Annotated in this window: 16 protein-coding genes and 1 riboswitch; of the genes, 3 read left to right on the plus strand and 13 right to left on the minus strand. The window is 73.0% G+C overall.

From position 1 onward, the window contains the following. Positions 1–89 precede the first annotated feature (89 nt). The 10 genes from A0J59_RS01680 to gdhA form a co-directional block, all read right to left on the minus strand. Positions 90–4850 carry an ExeM/NucH family extracellular endonuclease gene (locus A0J59_RS01680; RefSeq protein ID WP_255364874.1) on the minus strand — a complete coding sequence of 1587 codons (4761 nt, stop codon included), beginning with the start codon at positions 4848–4850 and terminating at the stop codon, positions 90–92. Between the two features lie 297 nt (positions 4851–5147). Then, positions 5148–5519 (minus strand): sterol carrier family protein, encoded by a 372-nt coding sequence (locus tag A0J59_RS01685; protein ID WP_047231355.1) that lies wholly within the window; start codon positions 5517–5519, stop codon positions 5148–5150. Between the two features lie 30 nt (positions 5520–5549). Continuing rightward, the gene (locus A0J59_RS01690) at positions 5550–7130 is read right to left on the minus strand and encodes an RNB domain-containing ribonuclease (RefSeq protein ID WP_082918665.1); all 1581 of its coding nucleotides are present in this window, start codon (positions 7128–7130) and stop codon (positions 5550–5552) included. Positions 7131–7348: 218 nt separating this feature from the next. Further along, the gene (locus A0J59_RS01695) at positions 7349–8233 is read right to left on the minus strand and encodes an ABC transporter ATP-binding protein (RefSeq protein ID WP_064315023.1); all 885 of its coding nucleotides are present in this window, start codon (positions 8231–8233) and stop codon (positions 7349–7351) included. Continuing rightward, on the minus strand, positions 8230–9159 hold the full coding sequence (locus tag A0J59_RS01700) for an ABC transporter ATP-binding protein (protein WP_082140907.1): 930 nt from the start codon (positions 9157–9159) through the stop codon (positions 8230–8232). Before A0J59_RS01700 ends, A0J59_RS01695 begins: the two co-directional genes overlap by 4 nt. Then, positions 9156–10313, minus strand: coding sequence for an ABC transporter permease (locus A0J59_RS01705; RefSeq protein WP_064315024.1), 1158 nt, complete (start codon positions 10311–10313; stop codon positions 9156–9158). The genes A0J59_RS01700 and A0J59_RS01705 overlap by 4 nt, the downstream gene beginning before the upstream one ends. Next, positions 10306–11304, minus strand: a complete 999-nt coding sequence (locus A0J59_RS01710) for an ABC transporter permease (protein ID WP_047231353.1) — start codon at positions 11302–11304, stop codon at positions 10306–10308. The genes A0J59_RS01705 and A0J59_RS01710 overlap by 8 nt, the downstream gene beginning before the upstream one ends. A gap of 46 nt (positions 11305–11350) precedes the next feature. Continuing rightward, on the minus strand, positions 11351–13033 hold the full coding sequence (locus tag A0J59_RS01715) for an ABC transporter substrate-binding protein (protein ID WP_047231579.1): 1683 nt from the start codon (positions 13031–13033) through the stop codon (positions 11351–11353). 260 nt (positions 13034–13293) lie between these two features. Further along, positions 13294–14091 (minus strand): copper homeostasis protein CutC, encoded by a 798-nt coding sequence (locus A0J59_RS01720; protein WP_255364875.1) that lies wholly within the window; start codon positions 14089–14091, stop codon positions 13294–13296. A gap of 82 nt (positions 14092–14173) precedes the next feature. Beyond that, positions 14174–15511, minus strand: a complete 1338-nt coding sequence (gene gdhA, locus A0J59_RS01725; protein ID WP_047231352.1) for an NADP-specific glutamate dehydrogenase — start codon at positions 15509–15511, stop codon at positions 14174–14176. Between the two features lie 193 nt (positions 15512–15704). After that, a riboswitch (SAM riboswitch) is annotated at positions 15705–15838 on the plus strand. A gap of 20 nt (positions 15839–15858) precedes the next feature. Here gdhA and A0J59_RS01730 point away from each other — a divergent pair. Continuing rightward, positions 15859–16458: an NADPH-dependent FMN reductase gene (locus tag A0J59_RS01730; RefSeq protein ID WP_082918651.1), complete on the plus strand. Its 600-nt coding sequence runs from the start codon at positions 15859–15861 to the stop codon at positions 16456–16458. Beyond that, complete coding sequence (locus A0J59_RS01735; protein ID WP_064315025.1) at positions 16455–17027, plus strand: flavin reductase family protein; 573 nt, start codon at positions 16455–16457, stop codon at positions 17025–17027. Before A0J59_RS01730 ends, A0J59_RS01735 begins: the two co-directional genes overlap by 4 nt. Before the next feature lie 99 nt (positions 17028–17126). On the opposite strand, the gene A0J59_RS01740 is transcribed toward A0J59_RS01735, so the two are convergent. The 3 genes from A0J59_RS01740 to A0J59_RS01750 form a co-directional block, all read right to left on the minus strand. Next, complete coding sequence (locus A0J59_RS01740; RefSeq protein ID WP_064315026.1) at positions 17127–17531, minus strand: hypothetical protein; 405 nt, start codon at positions 17529–17531, stop codon at positions 17127–17129. Positions 17532–17660: 129 nt separating this feature from the next. Beyond that, a complete protein-coding gene (locus A0J59_RS01745; RefSeq protein WP_082379511.1) occupies positions 17661–18893 on the minus strand; it encodes an LLM class flavin-dependent oxidoreductase in 1233 nt (410 codons plus the stop codon). After that, positions 18890–19924, minus strand: a complete 1035-nt coding sequence (locus A0J59_RS01750) for an aldo/keto reductase (protein WP_064315027.1) — start codon at positions 19922–19924, stop codon at positions 18890–18892. Before A0J59_RS01750 ends, A0J59_RS01745 begins: the two co-directional genes overlap by 4 nt. A gap of 260 nt (positions 19925–20184) precedes the next feature. Here A0J59_RS01750 and A0J59_RS01755 point away from each other — a divergent pair, with 260 nt between their 5' ends. Next, positions 20185–20670, plus strand: a complete 486-nt coding sequence (locus A0J59_RS01755; RefSeq protein WP_053369399.1) for a Dps family protein — start codon at positions 20185–20187, stop codon at positions 20668–20670. Positions 20671–20743: the final 73 nt, after the last annotated feature.

Genomic DNA, 20743 nt, shown 5'->3' on the forward strand with positions numbered 1-20743 from the left:
CGCACCGCGACCCGGGCCCGTCGGACGGGACCCGGGTCGCGGGACGCGGCGCCGCCTCGTCGGCGGCGCCGCACGGCGTCAGCGAGGCGTCAGCCGCAGTTCTGGCCCTCGAACGGGACCTCGTACTCCTGCGTCACGCCGTCGAGCGTGGCGGTGACGGTGACCGTCCCGCCCTCGACCGACGTGGCCCGGGTGTTGAACGACTGGTACGCGTTCTTGCCCGGCTGGAGGTTCGGGAACCGCTTGGAGCCGAAGGGCGTCTCGACGACGACCTCGACCGGGACGTCCTCGCCGTTGGTCGCCCGGACCGCGACGTGGACGAACTTGCCCATGCAGCGGGCAGAGGCCTCGAGGTTCTCGAGCACCACCGTCGGGGTGGCGGCCTCGACCGTGACCGGGATCCGGGCGGTCGTGCCGCTCGGCGACGCCACGACCCAGAGGTCGTAGTCGCCCGCCGCAGCGTCGGCCGGGACCGACGCCGTCAGCGTCGCGGCCCCGCCCGTCACCGTGGCGGTGCCCGCCGGGGTGCCCGGGTTCGCCGGGTCGAACGTGGCGTCCGCCGCGACGAGGTAGCCGTCCACCGAGGTGTTCAGCGGGGAGCCGAGCGAGGTGAGGTCGAGATGCGAGAGCCCCACGCTCACGTCGGAGCCCGCGGTCACGGTGCCGGGGAGCGAGTCCACCACCACGCGCGAGCGGTCGAACGACGGCGACACCGGCGAGCTGTCCTTCAGGTACGCGATCCACGCGTCCCGGTCGACCAGACCGGAGTCGCGCGGGTCCGTGCCCTCGGTGAACACGCGGAAGTTGTCACCGCCGGTGGCGAGGAAGGAGAACGTCGCCACGCGGTACTCGCCCGCGAGGTCGATCGGCTCCCCGTTGATCGTCACCGACGAGACGTTGCTCCCCGGGGCCGCGTTCGGGTCGGCGGTCTCCGCCGTCCACGACACGTTGTCCGAGAGCCCCAGGGCGAGGTACGGGCGCGACGGGCGGTTGCCGTTCGCGTCCGTCTGCCACTGCTGCTCGAGCATCTCGACGACCTGCTCGCCCGTGAGGGTCACGGTCCACAGGTTGTTGACGAACGGCAGGACGGCGTTGGCCTCGGCGTACGTGATGACGCCGTCACCGTTGTGGAACAGCTCGCTGCGCAGCCCGCCCGGGTTGACGACACCGATGTCCGCACCGCCGCGCGCCGGGTCGGACAGCGTCGCGAGGAGCGAGTCGGCGACGAGGTTGCCGAGCGTCGACTCCGACGCGCGGTCGTCACGACCGGACGTCGGGTTCGGGCCGGGGCCCACGTACGTCCCGCCGGGACCCGTGTACGCGCCGCCCGCGAACGCGGTCGTGATGTCCGCGGTGACCTCGCCGATCGGCTGCGCGCCGATGATCTCGGCCTGCTGGAGCGCCGCGTCGACGATCGTCTTGACCTCCGCGACGCGCGGGTACGTCGCGACCAGGGTCGCGTCCTCCGCCGTCGTGCGGGCCACGTTCTGCGCCGTGTACGCCGTGACCTCGTGGGTCGCGGTGTCCACGGTGAGCGACACGTGCCCGATGAACTCGCCGTAGTTGCCGGTCTGGACGATCGGGCGGGTCTTGCCCGGGACGCCCGGGACGGGCGCGTCCCACGCGTACTGCTTGTGGGTGTGGCCCGTGAAGATCGCCGCGACGCGCGCGTCGGTCTCGTTGACGATGTCCGCGAAGGCGCCGCCCGCGGCGACCTCCTCCTCGAGCGTCGCGCCGTCCGGCGTGCCCGCCGACGCGCCCTCGTGGACGAGGCCCACGACCACGTCGGCCTCGCCGTTCGCCGGGTCGCCGTCCTGGAGCTGGGCGGTGACGCGGTTGAGCGCCTCGACCGGGTCCCCGAAGTCGAGGTCCGCGATGCCCGACGGCGTGACCAGCGTCGGGGTCTCTTCGGTCACGACGCCCACGAAGCCGACGTCGAGGCCGTCGATCTCGACCACCTGGTACTCCGGCAGGGCCGGGTTCGTCGTGCCCTTGTCGTAGACGTTCGCCCCCAGGTAGGCCCAGTCCGCCTCGTCGGACACGCGGCCCGTGAGGTCGTCCATGCCCTGGTCGAACTCGTGGTTGCCCACGGCCGAGGCCGCGAGGTCGAGCGCGTTCAGCACGTCGATCGTCGGCTGGTCCTCCTGGAGCGCCGACGCGAACAGCGACGCGCCGATGTTGTCGCCCGCGGAGACGAACGCCGTCCCCTCGGGGTTCGCCGCGCGCAGCTGCTCGATCGTGCCCGCGAACTTCACGGTGTTGGCGTCGATGCGACCGTGGAAGTCGTTGATCGCCAGCAGGTCGAGCTGCGTCGTCCCCGGCGTGGCGTCGCCGAGCTGCAGGCCGACGAGCACCGGGTCGTGGTCGGAGGACCGGAACGGCGTCGTGTCGTAGAGGATCGACGCGTTGTAGTTGTACCGGCTGTACTCGTTGGCGATGGGCTCGACCGAGTTGATGTTCCACACGTCCGTGCCGGTGACGGCGCCGGCCGCCCCGGCCGAGGCGAACACGTGGTCGAGCGAGCCGACGTACCCGTCGAAGAGGTAGGTGTGCTCGCCGGTCGTCTCGCCGAGGTCCGTGTAGCCCGCGTCCTTGAGGACCTCGAGCGGGTCCTCCTGGGAGTACGAGTTGAAGTCGCCCGCGAGCAGGACCTTGTCCGTGCCCGCGTCCGCCGCGACGTCCTCGGCGAAGCCGACTAGCGCCGTCGCCTGCGCGACGCGCGACGCGTTGAACGCGCCCTGGCCGTCGCCCGAGTCCTCGTCGCCGGGCAGCACGGGCGTGCCGGAGCCCTTCGACTTGAGGTGGTTCGCGACGACGAGCACGTCGTCGCTCGCGGCGTCGTCACCCTCAGAGACCCCGCCTGCCGGCTGGAACACCTGCGCGAGGGGCTCGCGCGCGTTGACGAACGCCGGGTCGTCGAGCAGGATCCGCGAGTCCCCGACCGGCTCGGCCGCGTCCACCTGGTAGATGTACGCGAGCCGGATCACGTCCTCCTCGTCCGGCAGCGCGGCCGGCGACGGGACGAAGGCCCACTCGTCGGCACCTGCGGCGTCGTTGAGCGCGTCGACGAGGTCGGAGAGCGCCTGGTCGCGGTCCTTGCCGAACGGCGTCGAGTTCTCGATCTCCATGAGCGCGACGACGTCGGCGTCGAGCGCGTCGATCGCGGCGACGATCTTGGTCTCCTGGCGCTCGAGGTTCTCCGCGTTCGCCGCGCCGCGGGCGTCGCAGCCACGGTTGACCGTGATCGGGTTGCCCGCGCGGTCCGTGTAGTACGTGCAGCCCGTGAGCTGGTCGCCGGTCGTCGTGAAGTAGTTGAGCACGTTGAACGTCGCGACCGACAGGTCGCCCCCGACCTCGGCCGGGGCGTCCTCGCGCGTGTCCGCGAACGTGGCCGGCTGCACCGTGGCGGCGTTCCCGCCGTCGCCGGCGGTGAGCTGCGTCAGCGGCTGGAACGTCCACGCGTCGAACCGGTAGTCGAGGATGACGGGCGTCGTGAAGGACACACCGGCGCCGACCCGCGCGGGCGCCCCGCCCGTGAGGTACGGGAGCGGGATGCCCTTGTTCGCCGTGTTGTTGAAGTTGGTCGTCGCCCCGTCGTCGAGCACGACGGCCCGCGCCGCACGGTCCGTGACCGCGGCGGCGGCCTCCGCGCTGCCCGGGCGCCCGGCCGACGTCGGCTGGACGAACGGGTCCGTGCCCGCCGCGAGCAGGAACGAGCCGTAGAAGTTGGTGTCGTAGTTGTCCGCGACGACGTAGTCGCCCGCGGGCTGCACGAGCATGCCCTCGAGCACCTCGCGCGCGGCGTCGGTCGCGGGGAACGCGACGTTCGCCGGCTTGACCGCCTCGGCCGCCTCGTCGAGGACCGTCCAGCCACCCGCCGCGGGCGTGATCTGGGTCAGCGTGAAGTACTCGGACACCGCGCCGGTGACCTCGACGTGGTCGCCGACCTGCACGGCCGCGGCGCCCGCCTTGGAGTAGACGAAGATCGCGTCCGACGCCGTGTGCGAGGCGTCGAGGTCGCCGCCCGTGCCCTCGGTCTGGAGGTAGAAGCCGTCGTAGCCGCCCGTGGGGTAGGTCGCCGTGACGACGCCGCGCGTCGTGACGGTCTGGCCGACGAGCGGGCTCGCCGCGCCCGTGCCCTGGATCTCGGCGATGGGGACGACCTCGCCCGGCTCGGGGTCGGGGCCACCGCCGTCGTCGCCGCTGTTCTGCGGGGTGACGGTGCTCGAGAGCGAGAAGTCCTTGCTGTTGTCGTCGGTGTCCGCGAACCCGGTCCGGTTGATCGAGGCCGGCACGTTGTTGGCCGACGGCGCGGGGCTGACGGCGGTCTCGAACGTGTTCGACGTCCCGTACCCGACGAGGTCCACGACGTTCGCGGCGCCCGCGGCGTTGCCCGCGGGCAGCGTGACGGCCGAGGTGGAGCGCACGAGCGCGAGGGTGCCCGTCGTGCCCGACGGGTTGAGGCCCCCGGTCGCGTCGGGCGTCGGCAGCGCCGCGCCGGTCGACCCGTTGGAGCCGCCCTGCACGAGGAAGTAGCCCCCGGGCGCGACCGTGCCGGTCAGCGGCGTGACGCCGGTGAAGGCGCCCGTCCCCGTCGCCGAGCGGTACTGGAGCGACATGCCGGAGAGGTCGATCGCCGCCTGCGTGGGGTTGTACAGCTCGACGAACTTGTGGGTGTAGGGGGCGTTGGCGCTGCCGCCGCTCAGGTAGGCCTCGTTGATGACGAGGCCCGACCCGTCGGGCGCCGCGCTCGCGGCGGTGGCCGCCGCGACGGAGAGCGGCGCGGCGAGGGCCACGGTCAACGTGCCCGCCACCACCCTCCGTCGCCGCAGGTGCTGGTGGTCGGTCACGCTGACTCCTTCATCTCGTGCGGACGGCCGGGCAGCAGCCGCTCACGTCCACGAGTCGGACGGGTCGACGCCCTGCCTCCGCAGGACATCGCACCCCACCTGGATGAACGGGCGGTTGCTGCCACGTCACCGCCGCGAGAACGTCGCCGCACGTCGTCGTGCCGCGAGCGCCCGCACGGACGGCGGCCGATCATCATCGGACGCTAGCCCTCCGCGTCCCGCGCCGCCAGACCTGGGGGCGAGAACGTTACGCACCGGTAACACGCCCGTCCCGGACGCCCGGTCCGGAGCGCGACCTCAGCGGGGACGCGCCGCCTGGAGCGGCAGGAGCCACGAGATGTCGGAGCGCTCGCCCGAGGCCCGGACACGGCCGGCCGCGACGGCGTCGGCCCACGCGAGCGTGCCGGTCACGAGACCGAGCCACGTCTGGGGGTCCGTCTCCACGACGTTGGGCGGCGTCCCGCGCGTGTGCCGGGGGCCCTCGACCGCCTGCACCGCCCCCGCGGGCGGCACGCGCACCTCGACCGTGTGCCCGGGCGCGACGTCCGCGAGCTCCTCGAGCGTGAACCGCACCGCGGTCGTCACGGCCGTGCGGTCGGTGGGGTCGTCGCGCCACGCCGCCAGGGCGAGGCGGCCGGCGGCCGGGTCGGTACGTCGTCGAGCAGGCACGAGGACCAGCCTAGGTCGCCCCGCCCACCCTCAGCCGACGGTGAACCGGACGCGGCGCTCCGCCACCGACGCCTCGCGCAGCGTCGCGCGGACGGGGTCGCCGAGCGGGAGGTCGGCGCCCTCGGTGCCCTCGACCGGCGCGCGGACCGCGGGGTCGGTGAGCACCACCTGGCCGCGTCGCCCGCCCGACGCGTCGCCGCCCTCGCGCTCGAGGCGCCGGCCGCGCTCGCGGTCGTCCTCGACGTCGACGACGACGCCGTCGAACTCCTCCCCCTCGCGCCCGCTCAGCAGCGCCGCCTCGACGACGTCGACGATCGCGCGCTCGTACGACCCCGCGCGCTGACCCGTCCGCGCCATCGTGCGCGGCAGTCCGGGCAGCGCGTCGAGCACCCAGCGCGGCACCTCCTCGCCCGCGCACAGCGCGAGGCACACCTCCGTGCCGTAGCGGTCCACGAGCCGCCGCAGCGGCGCCGTGACGTGCGCGTACTCGGCACCGATCGCCGCGTGGGCGGCGTCGTCGGGCACGCCGGGCTCCTGCCCCGTCCCCCCGAACGCCTCGTAGGACGCGCCGCGGAAGAGCGATGTCGCCTCGTTGAGGAAGGCCGCGTGGCGCGGGACGCGCGAGTCGAGTGTCGGCACGAGGTCGGCGTACGCCGTCTCGCGTGGCCAGTCGATGCCGAGGGCGCGCGCGGTGCGCCGCAGGCGCGCGAGGTCGCGCGGGTCGGCCTCGGGCAGCGCGCGGAAGACGCCGACCCCGCCCGCCCGCATGAGGCGCGCCGCCGCGATCCCCGTGAGCAGCGAGATCTGGGCGTTCCACCCCTCCGCCGGGAGGGTCGAGCGGAACGCGAGACCGAACGTGCCGTCGTCGCGCGGCACGATCTCCTGCTCGGGGACCTCGAGCGACACTCCCCCACGCTCGCGCTCGCGCGCGAGCCGCAGCTCGCCGACCTCCCGGAGCAGCAGGAGCGCGGCCCCGCCCGCGCCCTCGGAGGCGCCCGCGTCGATCGCGGCCTGGGCCTCGTCGTACGTGAGTCGCCGCGTCGAGCGCACGACGGCGCGGCGGACCGTCGCGTCGAGGATCTCGCCCCGCGCGTCGAGCACGACGCGCCACGCCGCCGCTGGGCGCTCCTCGTCCGGCAGGAGGCTCGCCGCCCCCTCGGAGAGCACGGCGGGGTGGAGCGGGGTGCGACCGTCGGGCGCGTACAGGGTCGTCCCACGCTCGTGCACCTCGGCGTCGATCGCCCCGCCCGGCGCGACGAACGCGCCGACGTCCGCGATGGCGTAGTGCACGACGAACGCCGCACCCTCAGGACCAGACGGGTCGTGCTCCGCGCGCTCGAGGTGGAGCGCCTGGTCGAGATCCATCGACCCGGGCGGGTCGATCGTCACGAACGGGACGTCGCGCAGGTCGACACGGCCGTCGCCGATGACGTCACCGTCGCGGACGACGGCCTCCGCCTCGGCGAGCACCGCGGCGGGGAACGACTCCGGGATCTCCATCTCACGGCGCAGCGCCGCGAGCGCGCCGGTCACGGTGGCGGCCGGGTCCACGGTGGGCCTGGGCGCAGGGGACTCGGCGGGGCGGGCGAGGCGCAGATGACGGGCAGGCACGAGCCCGACCCTACCCACCCGCCGCCCGGCGGTCTGCCGCGCGGTCGTCTCCGCGGCCGCCACGAACTCCGGATCAGGGACGACGGCGCGCGCAGGAGGGCGCGCGGGCCAGGGCGTCCGACAGACCTGGCCCGCGCGGCGGGTACGCGCCACCACCGACGCGTACGGCTGGAGGCACACCCGCCGCCCGGATCGAGCGGGCGGCGGGTGCGCCGGTCTCACATGCCGCGCGTGCCGAACCGGTCGCGGTCGGCGTCGCCGCCCGACCCCGCCGCGGCCGCCGCGAGCTCGCGGCGCACCTCCTCGCGCAGCTTCCCGTGGTTCTGCGGCTCGGGCGCCGCACCGAGGAGCAGCTTGGTGTAGTCGTGCTGCGGGTCGAGGATCACCTGGTCCGACGGGCCGCGCTCGACGACGTTCCCGCGGAACATCACGAGGATCTCGTCGCTGAAGTGCCGCGCGGTCGCGAGGTCGTGCGTGATGTAGAGGACCCCGAGGTTCTCCTCCCGCTGGAGCCGGGCCAGCAGGTTGAGCACCCCCAGCCGGATCGACACGTCGAGCATCGACACCGGCTCGTCGGCCACGAGGAAGCGCGCACCCGGCGCGAGCGCCCGGGCGATCGCGACGCGCTGCCGCTGTCCGCCCGACATCTCGTGCGGCTGCTTGGCCGCGAACACGGGCGCCGGCGTGAGGTTCACCCGCTCGAGGAGCTCGTGGACCCGCGCGTCGAGCGCCTGGCGCCCGCGCGCGACCTTGTGCAGGCGCAGCGGCCGCTCGAGGTGGTGGCCCACGGTGTGGAACGGGTTGAGCGACGCGAACGGGTCCTGGAACACCATCTGCACGTCGTGCCGGTAGGCGTCCAGGCCGCGGCCGCGGCGCGCGGACGGCTTGCCGTCCAGCAGGATCTCGCCCGACGTCGGCGTCTCGAGCTGGGCGATCATGCGCGCCACCGTCGACTTGCCCGAGCCGGACTCGCCGACGACCGCGATCGTCTTGCCGGGCTCCAGCGTGAACGACACGTCGTTCGCGGCGCGCAGGCGCGTGCGCCGCAGGCCCTTGCGGATCGAGAAGTCCTTGACCAGGTTGCGGACCTCGAGGGTGCTCATGCGTGCGGTCCTTCCTGGCTCTCGCCGGTGCCCTCGCCCGTGCGGACGAACGAGCCGCGGTCGCCGGTGAGGCTCGGGAACGAGCCCAGCAGACGGCGCGTGTACGGGTGCTGGGCGCCCTCGAAGATCGACTCCGCCGTGTCGATCTCGACGATCTCGCCGCGGAGCATCACGGCGATGCGGTCGCTGATCTCCAGCAGGAGCGGGAGGTCGTGCGTGATGAACACGACGGCGAACCCGAGCTGCTCGCGCAGCCGCATGATCTCGCGCAGGATCCCGCGCTGGACGACGACGTCGAGGGCCGTCGTCGGCTCGTCCATGATCATGACCTGCGGGTTGAGCGCGAGCGCCATCGCGATCATGACGCGCTGCCGCATGCCGCCCGACAGCTCGTGCGCGTAGCTGTCGAGGCGCAGCGGGTCGACGCCCACGAGCTCGAGGAGCTCCGCGGACCGGGTCGCCCGGTCCTTGCGCGACATCCCGGGCCGGTGGGTCTTGAGGACGTCCCCGAGCTGGTCACGCACGCTGATCACCGGGTTGAGCGAGTTCATCGCGCCCTGGAACACCATGGAGACCTTGTCCCACCGGAACGCGCGCAGGGCGTCACCGGAGAGCGCGACGACGTCGACGTCGTCGCCGTCCTGGTCGTGGAACGTCACCGTGCCGGACGTCAGGAGCGCCGGGGGCTTGAGGAGGCGGTTGATCCCGTACGCGAGCGTCGTCTTGCCGCAGCCCGACTCGCCCGCGAGGCCGAGGATCTCGCCACGGTGCAGCGTGAGGGACACGTCCTTGACGGCGTGGACGACCGGCTCGACCTCGTAGTCGATCGAGACGTGCCGCGCGGTGAGCACCGGCTCCTTGCCGACGAGGTAGGCGGCGTGGCCCTCGCTGGTCAGCGGCCCGGTGGCCGTGGTCGTGGCGGTCATGCGCCCACCGTCTCCTTCGCGTCGTCGGCGTCGGTGTCCGTACCGTCGGGGTCGTTGCCGTCGGCGCCCGACCCCGCGCCGTCAGGATCCGCGTCCACGGCGAGGCCGGCCTTGCGGGCCTTGCGCACGCTCTTGACCGCGGCCGGGCCCAGTCGCAGCCGGGGGTTGATGATCTCGTCCAGGCTGAAGTTGATGAGCGCGAGCCCGCAGCCGAAGAGCGCGATGAGGAGGCCCGGCGGGACGAACCACCACCACATGCCGAGGCTCAGCGCGTTGTTGGCGCTCGCCTGGTTGAGGATCGTGCCCCAGGTGATCGAGCCCGACGGACCGAGCCCGAGGAACGACAGCCCCGCCTCGGCGAGGATCGCGAGGAGCACCGCGCCGAGGAACTGCGCCGTGAGGAGCGGCAGGAGGTTGGGGAAGATCTCCACGAGGATGATCCGCGGCGTCTTCTCGCCCGCCACGCGCGCGGCGGACACGTAGTCGCGCGCACGCAGCGACTTGGCCTGCATGCGGAGCACGATCGCCGCACCGGGCCAGGCCGTGAGCCCCAGGATCACCGCGACGATGACCAGGGACCGCGTCTGGAGGTAGGCCGAGATGACGATGATCAGCGGCAGGCCCGGGATGACGAGCATGATGTTCGTGACGAGCGAGAGGGCCTCGTCGGTGAACCGCCCCCGGTAGCCCGCGACGATGCCGAACACGATCGACAGCACGAGCGCGATCGCGCCGGCGATGAGACCCACCATCAGGGAGCCCTGCCCGCCGTACGCGACCTGGGCGAAGATGTCGTTCCCGATGTGGTTGGTGCCGAGCAGGTGCTCGGCGCTCGGCGGCAGGAACCGGGCGTTCGCCGTGGAGCGCGGGTCCTGGGTGAAGAACGGCGCGACGAACGTGAACAGCAGGATGCCGACCACGAGGACGATCCCGGCGGTGAGCTTGCCGGACCGGCGCGGGAGCATCGCGCGCAGGCCACGGCGGGCGGGCGCGGCGGGGGCGCCCTGGTCGAGCGCCGCGGGGACGTCGCGGACGTCGGGGACGATCCCCTCGGTGGTCGTCGCCGGGGCGAGCCCGTCGACCACGACCGTGGCGGCGGGGGCCGCGTCGGCGGCGGGTGTCACGATCTCCGTCTCGCGGGTGTTGTCAGACATTGGCGCGCGCCCTCGGGTCGATGAATCCGTAGATGATGTCCATGAGGAAGTTCGCCGCGAGCACGGCGAGCGTGATCACGAGGAACGTGCCCTGCATGAGCGCGAAGTCGCTCGCCTGGACCGCGTTGAACAGGAGCTTGCCCAGACCCGGGTAGCTGAAGACCTGCTCCATGACGACCGACCCGGCCACGACGAAACCGAGCGCGACGCCGAACCCGGCGAACGACGGGAGCGCGGCGTTGCGGGTCGCGTACGTGATCGCGACGCGCATCCGGCGCAGGCCCTTGGCCTCGGCCGTCGTGACGTAGTCCTCGGACAGCGTGGACACCATCATGTTGCGCATGCCGAGCAGCCAGCCGCCCACCGACGAGAGCACGATCGTCAGCGCGGGCAGGAACCCGTGGTAGATCACGCTGCCGACGAACGCCCACGACCACTCGGGGCCGTTGTCGAAGCCGAAGATGTCGTAGCTGCCGATCCGCGGGAACCACCCGGTCGAGACCGAGAAGACCGAGACGAGGATGAGGGCGAGCCAGAAGTAGGGCACCGCCTGGAGGAGCGTCGACGCGGGGATGATGCTGTCCACCCACGTGCCGCGCTTCCAGCCGGCCCACGCCCCCAGCCCGACACCCAGGACGAACGAGATGATCGTCGCGAGTCCCACGAGCCCGACCGTCCAGGGGAGGGCCTGGCCGATCAGCTCGGTGACGGGCTGGGGGTAGTACGTGATGGAGATCCCGAGATCTCCCTGGAACAGACGCCCCCAGTAGTCCACGTACTGGTCCCACAGGGAGGCGTCGCCGTCCGCGCCGAAGAGGAGGTCGATGCTGTTCTGCATCTGGGGCGTCAGCTCGCCGCCCTTGCGCAGGAACTTGTCGATGAAGATCTGCTTGGGGTCACCCGGCATGAGCTTCGGGATGAGGAAGTTCAGCGAGACCGCTGCCCAGAGGGTGATCACGTAGAACGTGATCCGTCGTGCGTAGTACCTCATGATGCGTGTCCCTCGTTCCCCGGTCCTCCTCCTCGGCGCGGTCGCATCAGCTCGTCGGCTCGAGCTTCGAGAGCACGACGCCCAGCGAGACCGTGCTCCACGACGGCGGGAAGGCGTAGAGGTCGTCCTCGGTCGGCCAGCCCGTGAAGTCCTTCGTGTCCATGAACGTCTGCGACGCGTTGACGACCACCGGGATGTAGGGCAGGTCGCGGGCGATCTCCCCCTGGATGACCGCGTACTGCTCCTGCTTCGCGGCCTCGTCGTTCGTCGAGGCGGCCGCATCGACCGCGGCGTCGACCGTCGGGTTGGTGTAGCGCACGTAGTTGAAGAGGCCGGACTCCATGACCTCACCGACGGGTCGCGTGTAGTCCGTCGTCATCCACTGGCGGTAGATGCTGAACGGGTCGTCGAGCGACGGAGCCGTGATGCCGCCGACCATGAGCTGGTAGGTGCCCGCGACGCGCGCGTCCGACATCTCCTGCTGCGTGAGCTTGTTGTGGACGATCGAGATGCCGGCAGCCTTCGCCTGCTCGACGAGCAGGTCGCCCACCGCGTTGTAGTCGTTCCAGCCGTCGACCGTGATGAGGGTCATCTCGACCTTCTGGCCGTCCTTCTCGTAGATGCCGTCCGCACCCTTGGTGTAGCCGGCGTCCTCGAGGACCTTCGACGCGGCCGCGGCGTCGGCCGTCTGCGGGCTCTCCGCCTCGACGTCGGGCGAGATCCAGCGGTCGTCGCGACCGAGCAGCGCGAACGTCGGGGACGCGGTCGCGGCGAGGCCGGCGAACGCCTTGTCGTTGATCTCGGTGCGGTCCATGGCGAGGTTGATCGCCTGACGCACCGCGACGTCGGTCTGCGGGCCGGTGCAGCCGAGGTCGACCGACACGCACGTGTAGATCGTCGTCGGGTCCTGCGGCGTGTTGATCATGCTCAGGCGCCCGTCCGCGGTGATGCGGTCGGGGTCGGCCACGAACATGGCCGTCCAGTCGACCTTGCCCGTGGTCATGAGGTCCTCGGCGCTCTGGTTCTGGTCGATGCCCAGGTAGCGGACCTTCTTGACCTGGGGCGCGCCGGCCCAGTAGTCCTCGTTCGCGACGACCGTGTAGGCCGCCTCCGTGACGGCGTCGGCCTTGTACGGGCCGGTGCCGACCGGGTTCTCGTTCGCGAACGTCACGAGGTCGTCGACCTCGGACCAGATGTGCTCCGGCACGACGAGCGAGGTGCCGAGGAGCTGGACCTCGGAGGTGAACTGCGGGGAGTCGAACGTCCACTTCACGGTGTACGGGTCGACGGCCTCGACCGAGACCACGAAGTCGCGCTTGGCGGCCTCGTTGGTGTGCGAGAAGACGACGTCGTCGGCGTCGAAGTCCTCGCCGTCGGTCCACTTGACGCCCTCGCGGAGCTTCACCGTGAGCTCGGTGCCGTCCTCGGACCACTCGAAGGACTCGCCCAGCCGAGGCTCGGGGTCGCTGGCCTGGGCCTTGTTGTAGTAGAAGAGCGGCTCGTAGATCGCGCCGTTCGCCGCGTGCAGCGGGTTCGGCGAGTACGGGTTGAAGTTCGCGACGATCGGCGTCTGCGTCCCGGCCCACACGTTGAGCGTGCGTCCCCCGCTCGCGCCCTCGTCGCCGTCACCGTTGCTGCCGCCACCGGAGCAGCCCGCGGCCAGGAGAGTCACGCCGGTCACGAGCGCAACCGCCGTGAGCAGACGCTTGCGCGCCGTGCTTCGAATCATCATCGGTCCTTTCGCATGGACGACGCGTCCTCGCGTCGTTCGTCGTGCGCCCTGGGGCGTGTGGCAGGAACACTAACTAATCGATACGGGGTCGCCGAGGAATACGACAGGAAAGTTACCTAACTGAGACATGACCGACGGCGATCGTGCCGGCAGAGGGCGACGGCCGGCCCCCGCGTGGCGGGGACCGGCCGGTCAGGCGATGTCGAGACGTGGCGTCGCGAGCGCGTCACGAGCGCACGCGCGCGGAGGGGTCAGCGCTACGGGGCGGCGCGGAGGGCCGCGCTCGCCGCCGCGGCGACCTCGGGGTCCGTGACCTCGTAGCCGGCGTCCCCACCACCGCCGGGACCGGCGTCATCCGCGACGACGCGCTTCGCGGAGAGGTGCACGGCGTCCACGCCGGCGGCCACGAGCGCGCCGACGTCCCGGGGCTGCACTCCCCCACCGGCCATGACCTGGACGCGGCCGCCCAGGGGTCCGCGGGCGTACGCCGACATGGCGCGCAGGCGCTCGACGCCGTCGATGCTGCGGGCGGCTCCCCCCGACGTCAGCACGCGCACCACGCCCGCTCCGGCGAGCGCGTCGAGGGCCGCGAGCGGGTCCGCGACGACGTCGACCGCGCGGTGGAACGTCACCTCGCGCCCGTCGGCCGCCTCGACGAGGGCGCGCACGGCGGCGACGTCCACGACACCGTCCAGCGTCAGGGCGCCGACCACGACGCCCGCCGCACCCGCCGCGACCGCGGCCCGGACGTCGCGGACCTGCACGTCGAGGTCGGCGGCCGAGAGGACGAACCCTCCCGGGCGCGGCCGCACCAGGACGTGGACCTCGACGGCAGGTGCACGGCTCGCGGCGTCGGCAGCCGCGACGACGGCCGCCTCCACCAGACCCGCGCTCGGCGTGAGCCCGCCCGTCGCGCCCAGTCCGACGCACAGCTCGACCCGCCGGGCGCCCACGGAGGCGGCCACCCGGACGCCGTCCGGGTCCTGCACCGCGAGCTCGAGCACGACGTCGCGGCCCGCGCGCACGACGGGGCCCTCGGGGTCGGTGGTCGTCACTGCGTTCTCCCGTCGTCCGGTCCGGCGGCCGTCACGTCGCGCGGCGTGCGCGACGGCGGCCGTCGGCCAGGGTAGACGACGGTCAGATGACGCCGAGCGCGAGGATCGCGTCGGCGACCTTGGTGAAGCCCGCGATGTTGGCGCCGAGCACGTAGTTGCCGGGCGTCCCGTACTCGTCGGCCGTCTCGACGCACCGGTCGTGGATGCCCGCCATGATCTGCGCGAGCCTCTCCTCCGTGTACTCGAACGACCACGAGTCGCGCGACGCGTTCTGCTGCATCTCGAGCGCCGAGGTCGCGACGCCGCCGGCGTTCGCGGCCTTGCCGGGAGCGAACAGCACGCCCGCCTCCTGGAGGAGCGCGACGGCGGAGGGCGTCGTCGGCATGTTGGCGCCCTCGGCGACCGCGACGACGCCGTTCGCCACGAGCTGCTTGGCCGCGCTCTCGTCGAGCTCGTTCTGCGTCGCGCACGGCAGCGCGACGTCGCACGGCACGTCCCAGATGGAGCCGTCGGTGACGACGCGCGCCCCCGGGCGACGGGCCGCGTAGTCGGCGACGCGGCCGCGCTCGACCTCCTTGATCTGACGCAGCAGGTCGAGGTCGACGCCGGCCTCGTCCACGACGTAGCCGGAGGAGTCGGAGAAGGCGACGACGTTCGCGCCGAGCTGCTGGGCCTTGGCGGTCGCGTAGATCGCGACGTTGCCCGAGCCGGAGACCACGACGCGCCGGCCGTCGAGCTCCTGCCCGCGCGTCTCGAGCATGCTCTGCGCGAAGAGCACGGTGCCGTACCCCGTCGCCTCGGTGCGCACGAGCGAGCCGCCCCACGAGATCCCCTTGCCCGTGAGGACGCCGGACTCGTAGCGGTTGGTGATCCGCTTGTACTGGCCGAACAGGTAGCCGATCTCGCGGCCGCCCACGCCGATGTCACCGGCCGGGACGTCGGTGTTCTCGCCGATGTGCCGGTACAGCTCGGTCATGAACGACTGGCAGAACCGCATGACCTCGCCGTCGGAGCGGCCGCGGGGGTCGAAGTCCGACCCGCCCTTGCCGCCGCCGATCGGCATGCCGGTGAGCGAGTTCTTGAAGATCTGCTCGAAGCCGAGGAACTTGACGATCCCGAGGTAGACCGACGGGTGGAACCGCAGGCCGCCCTTGTACGGACCGAGCGCCGAGTTGAACTCGACCCGGAAGCCGCGGTTGATCTGCACGCGGCCCGTGTCGTCCACCCACGGGACGCGGAAGATGATCTGGCGCTCGGGCTCGCACACGCGCTCGAGGACGGCCGCCTCGACGTAGCGCGGGTGCTTGCGCAGCACGGGGCCGAGCGAGTCGAAGACCTCGCGCACGGCCTGGTGGAACTCGGCCTCGCCGGGGTTGCGACGCAGGACCTCGTCGTAGACGGACTGCAGTCGGCTGTCCATGGGTACTCCTCGTCTGGGCGGAAACTCCTGCTGACGGTACGCCTGTGCCAGAAGTTCCCGTACCGCCGTCTCACTCCCTGCGCACCCGGAGACGTCGCGCAGGGCCCCCGGGAAGGACACAACCGTCCACCCACTGAGAAACCCGATCGATCTGGTGCGGTTTTCGTGGAGCCGTTGCTATACCCGTCCCCAAGGTCACGAGCACCAGTGCCAAGCCCCGGCTCGCTGGTCGGCAACCCCCTGTCACGGCGGGGTGCTCCGGGAGATGACCAGGCCGCGCGCGACCGGCCCCGCACCCGCGGGACGGCCGCGCGGCAAGCGTGATCGACGACTACTGCGAGGTACACATGACCCACCGCTCCCTCTCCCCGACGGTCCTCGCCGTCTCCGGCAACCCGCGCCCCGGCTCGCGGACGCTCGGCGCCGCCGAGTCCGTGGCGCACCGCGTCGCCGCCCTCCTCGGCACGGCCGACGTCTCGACGATCGACCTCGCGACGTTCGCCACCGAGATCCTCGCCCCCGAGCGCCCCGCAGCGGACGCCGCGCGCGACCGGCTCGCCGCGGCGACCGTCGCCGTCGTGGCGACGCCGGTCTACAAGGCGTCGTACACCGGGCTCCTCAAGGCGTTCCTCGACCTCTACGGCCCGGACGGGCTCGCGGGCGTCGTCGTCGTGCCGCTCGTCGTGTCGGGCAACCCCGCCCACGCGCTCGTCGGCGAGGTGCACCTGCGGCCCGTGCTCGTCGAGCTGGGCGCCGTCGTCCCGACCCGCTCCCTCACGGTCACCGAGCCGCAGCTCGCGGACCTGGGCCCCGTCGTGGACGCGTGGCTCGCCCGTGAGGGCGACGCGCTGCGCCGCGCCGCGACGCCGCTCCCCGGGGTGGACGGCGGCGACCCGCCGCACGCCGACCAGGCCGTCGCCGACGCGTTCGCGGGGGTGGCCCGATGACCGCCGAGCTCACCCACCTGGAGGCCCTCCTGGCAGAGCAGGACGAGCCGCAGCTCTCCCCCGACGAGTACAAGTCCGTGTTCCGCGGCCACCCGGCCGGGGTCGCCGTGATCGCGCTCGAGCACGACGGCCGTCTCGTCGGGTTCACCGCGACGTCGGTCATCTCCGTCTCGGCCGCACCCCCGCTGCTCGCGTTCTCGCTCGCGTCGACGTCGTCGTCGTGGCCCGCGGTCTCCGCCGCGCGCACGCTCACGGTGAGCTTCCTCGCCGACCACCAGGACGACGTCTCGGCACGCTTCGCCACGAGCGGCATCGACCGGTTCGCCGACGGCGGCTGGTCGCGCCTCGGCACCGGCGAACCCGTCATCGACGGGGCCCTCTCGTGGGTCCGGGGCCGCGTGGTCCAGCGCACGCCGGTGGGTGACTCCTACCTCGTGTCGCTGCGCGCGCTCGCGTCGAGCGTCGGCGCGGGCGCGGACCCGCGGCGCGACGAGGCGGTCGGCACGCCGTCGCCCCTCGTGTACCACGATCGCACCTACCACCGGATCGGGGACCACTCGGCGCTCTGACCCGCACGCTGGGGGACACCACGGGCGAGGGGCCCGACGGCGGACGTACCGCCGTCGGGCCCCTCGCCCGTCCCGCGCCGCCCCTCACGGGTGGACCGGTCACCAGCTCCAGCCGCGCGCGCTCAGCTCGAGCTCCTCGCGGAACCGCTCGTCGTCGCCCGTGCGGAACCCGGCCCGCAGCGGCGCGTCCTCGACCGAGAGCCCGGTGAGCCGGCACGCCTCGCGCAGCAGCGCGTCGTAGGCGCCCTGGACCGCGAGATAGTGGTGGGCGCGGGCGAAGACCTCCGGGTCCGCCTCGATGCGCCGCATCTCCGCCGCGAGCTCGCTGAGCCGCACCTGGAGCGCGAGCGTCGCGAGCGGGTCGGGGGTCGGCGGGCGCCGCCGCAGGAAGCCGGGCCGGCCGTCCGTCCGGTGGCTCGGGGGCCGCCCGGCGCGGCGCAGCACCCACCACGCGGCGGCGGCCGTGCACGCCGTCGCGCACCAGATCATGAGCAGCCACGACATCGGAGCCGACCTCTGCGCGGGGAGACCCACAGGACTCCTCCAGTCTAGGTCCGCGCACCGCGGCGAGCCATGGCTTTCCCGTCCTGCGGGTCCGGCGCACCGGGAGCGCGGGCGGGGTCGGGAAGCGGGTCAGAACGGCACGGCGTGGGTGCGCGATGCGCCGCCGCCGGCACGCGCGACGGGAGCGGTGAGGCCGCGCGCGTCGAGCAGCGGTCGGACGCCCTCCGCGAACCAGTACGCCTCCTCGAGGTGCGGGTAGCCCGAGAGCACGAGCTCGTCGAAACCGGCCGCGCGGTACTCCTCGATCAGGTCGGCGACCTCCTCGTGGCTGCCGACGAGCGCCGTCCCGGCGCCACCGCGCACGAGCCCGACGCCTGCCCACAGCCCGGGGTGGATCTCGAGGTCCCGCGCGCGCCGGGTGGCCGCGAGGTCGCCGCCGCCGTGGAGCGCGACCATGCGCTGCTGCCCGACCGACCCGGACGAGCCGAGGAGCCGCTGGGCGCCCGCGATCTGCTCGGGCGTGAGGTCGTCGAGGAACCGCTGCGCGACGTCCCACGCGTCGGCCGACCGGTCGCGCGTGATGACGTGCAGGCGCACCCCGAAGCGGATCGTGCGCCCCTGCGCGGCGGCGAGCTCGCGCACGCGCTCGATCTTCTCGCGCGCCTGCGCGGGCGGCTCCCCCCACGTGAGGTAGACGTCGGCCTGGGCCGCCGCGACGGGCAGCGCGGCCTCCGACGATCCGCCGAAGAAGATCTCGGGGCGCGGGTCCGGCGGCGCGGACGTCCGGGCGTCGGCGATCCGGTAGTGCGTGCCCTCGTAGGAGAGCGGCGCCTCGTCCCACACGCCGCGCACGACCTCGAGGAACTCGCGCGTGCGGTCGTACCGCTCGTCGTGCTCGAGCCAGTCGCCGAACCGGCGCATCTCGTTCTCGTCGCCGCCCGTGACGACGTTGAGGAGCAGCCGCCCCCCGGACAGGCGCTGGAACGTCGCGGCCATCTGCGCGGCGAGCGTCGGCGAGACGAGGCCCGGGCGGAACGCGACGAGGAACTTCAGCCGCTCCGTGCTGCGGATCAGCGCGGACGTGACCAGCCACGCGTCCTCGCACCACGTCCCCGTCGGTGTGAGCACGCCCTCGTAGCCGAGGCGGTCGGCAGCGACCGCGACCTGCTCCAGGTAGTCGAGCGACGGCGCGCGGAACCCGGTCGCCCGGCCAGGAGTGTCCTTCGCGTGCGCGCCGTCCACGATCCCGCGCGCGTCGCCCGACGTCGGCAGGAACCAGTGCACGGCGAGCGGGCGGCGAGCGGCCGCCTCGTCGGGCGGGGGCGCGGGTGTCGCGGGCACGGCCGCTGCGTCGGCGCTCATCCCGCGAGCAGGTCCGGCTGCGGGTGACGGACGCCCTGCACGGCCCCGCGCGGGATGGCCGCTCCGATCGCCGCGACGTCGTCCGAGGTGAGCTCGATCGAGGCGGCCGCGACGTTCTGCTCCAGGTACGCGAGGCGCTTCGTCCCGGGGATCGGGACGATGTCGTCACCCTGGGCGAGGAGCCACGCGAGGGCGAGCTGCGCCGTCGTGACGCCGCGCTCGGCCGCGAGCTGCTCGAGCGACCGGACCAGGCCGCGGTTGTGCTCGAACGCCTCACCCGCGTAGCGGGCGTGGGAGCGCCGCACGTCGTCCTCGGCGAAACCGTCCGTCGCGTCGACGGTGCCCGTGAGGATGCCGCGACCGAGCGGCGAGAACGGGACGAACCCGATACCGAGCTCGCGCAGCGTCGGCAGGACCTCGTCCTCCGGGTCGCGCGTCCACAGCGAGTACTCGCTCTGGACGGCGGTGACCGGGTGGACGGCGTGCGCGCGGCGCACGGTGGCCGCCGACGGCTCCGAGAGCCCGATCGTCCGGACCTTGCCGGCCTCGACCAGCTCGGCGAGCGCCCCGATGGTCTCCTCGATCGGGACCTGCGGGTCGATGCGGTGCAGGTAGTACAGGTCGAGCCGGTCGGTACCGAGGCGGCGCAGGCTCGCGTCGATCGCGGAGCGGACGTACTCGGGGCGCCCGTCGACGCGACGGCCGTCGGAGTGGCCGCCGGCCGGGGGAAGCCCGAACTTCGACGCGAGGACGATCTGGTCGCGGTGGGCGCCCAGCACCCGGCCGATGAGCTCCTCGTTGCGGCCGTGCCCGTAGACGTCCGCCGTGTCGATGAGCGTGACCCCGAGCTCGACCGCCCGGCGCAGCACGGCCTCCGCCTCGACGGCGTCCGCCGGTCCGTAGGCGTCCGTGACGGACATGCCGCCGAACCCGAGGGCGGAGACGGTGAGCGCGGCGTCGCCCGTACCGAGCGTGCGCGCGGCCGGGCGTGCGAGGGCGGGAGGAGCGGCGGGGGTACGGTCATCGGTCATGCCGCCAGCGGACCACCGCGAGCGCCCCGCGGCAAGAGCGAGGGCCGGTCCTCTCACCTGGCGAGAGAACGTGACGGGTCTCGTCGCGGCAGGTGCCGCCGGCGCGTCACCGCAGGTCAGGCACGCCTGCCCTTGCTGGCGGGGACGGGGAATGGTGCCTAGTCTGGAATCGTTCAAGAGAACGAGTCACGAGTCGGCACCGACGGAAGCCGGGTGACCGCCGCACGTTCCGGGAGACCCCCGAGAGAGCGAGGAGCACCATGTCCGCACCCACCATCCACCGGGCCACCGCCCGCTTCGAGGCGTCGGAGGCGCTCCGCTCGCACCTCCAGCGCGTGCTCGTCGCGCTCGTCGACCTGCACGTCCAGGGCAAGCAGGCCCACTGGAACGTCACGGGCCGCGGGTTCCGCGACCTGCACCTCCAGCTCGACGACGTCGTGGACGCCGCGCGCGAGCACAGCGACACCGTCGCCGAGCGCATGCGCGCGCTCCAGGTCGTGCCGGACGGCCGCACCGAGACCGTCGCCACGACGACCGACCTCTCGCCGTACCCGGCAGGCCTCGTCTCCGTCGGCGACACGGTCGACGCCATCGTCGAGCGCCTCGCCCAGACGGTCGAGGTCGTGCGGGAGGTCCACGACGGCGTCGACGCCGAGGACCCGACGAGCGCCGACATCCTGCACGAGATCATCGCCGACCTGGAGAAGCAGGCCTGGTTCCTCTCGTCGGAGAACCGCGAGGCCTGACCAGCCCGGCCCCGCGAGGTAGAGCCGCCGGTCGCGAGGTAGAACACCTGGTGCTCTACCTCGCGACCGGCGG

Origin of the sequence: Cellulosimicrobium sp. I38E (assembly GCF_001647255.1) — a bacterium.
Classification (GTDB): Bacteria; Actinomycetota; Actinomycetes; order Actinomycetales; family Cellulomonadaceae; genus Cellulosimicrobium; species Cellulosimicrobium cellulans_E.

Coding starts and splice junctions, on each gene's coding strand:
- A0J59_RS01695 (WP_064315023.1), bottom strand. CDS start 8,233: ATGAGCACCCTCGAGGTCCGCAACCTGGTCAAGGACTTCTCGATCCGC.
- A0J59_RS01700 (WP_082140907.1), bottom strand. CDS start 9,159: ATGACCGCCACGACCACGGCCACCGGGCCGCTGACCAGCGAGGGCCAC.
- A0J59_RS01705 (WP_064315024.1), bottom strand. CDS start 10,313: ATGTCTGACAACACCCGCGAGACGGAGATCGTGACACCCGCCGCCGAC.
- A0J59_RS01710 (WP_047231353.1), bottom strand. CDS start 11,304: ATGAGGTACTACGCACGACGGATCACGTTCTACGTGATCACCCTCTGG.
- A0J59_RS01715 (WP_047231579.1), bottom strand. CDS start 13,033: ATGATTCGAAGCACGGCGCGCAAGCGTCTGCTCACGGCGGTTGCGCTC.
- gdhA (WP_047231352.1), bottom strand. CDS start 15,511: ATGGACAGCCGACTGCAGTCCGTCTACGACGAGGTCCTGCGTCGCAAC.
- A0J59_RS01730 (WP_082918651.1), top strand. CDS start 15,859: ATGACCCACCGCTCCCTCTCCCCGACGGTCCTCGCCGTCTCCGGCAAC.
- A0J59_RS01735 (WP_064315025.1), top strand. CDS start 16,455: ATGACCGCCGAGCTCACCCACCTGGAGGCCCTCCTGGCAGAGCAGGAC.
- A0J59_RS01740 (WP_064315026.1), bottom strand. CDS start 17,531: ATGTCGTGGCTGCTCATGATCTGGTGCGCGACGGCGTGCACGGCCGCC.
- A0J59_RS01745 (WP_082379511.1), bottom strand. CDS start 18,893: ATGAGCGCCGACGCAGCGGCCGTGCCCGCGACACCCGCGCCCCCGCCC.
- A0J59_RS01750 (WP_064315027.1), bottom strand. CDS start 19,924: ATGACCGATGACCGTACCCCCGCCGCTCCTCCCGCCCTCGCACGCCCG.
- A0J59_RS01755 (WP_053369399.1), top strand. CDS start 20,185: ATGTCCGCACCCACCATCCACCGGGCCACCGCCCGCTTCGAGGCGTCG.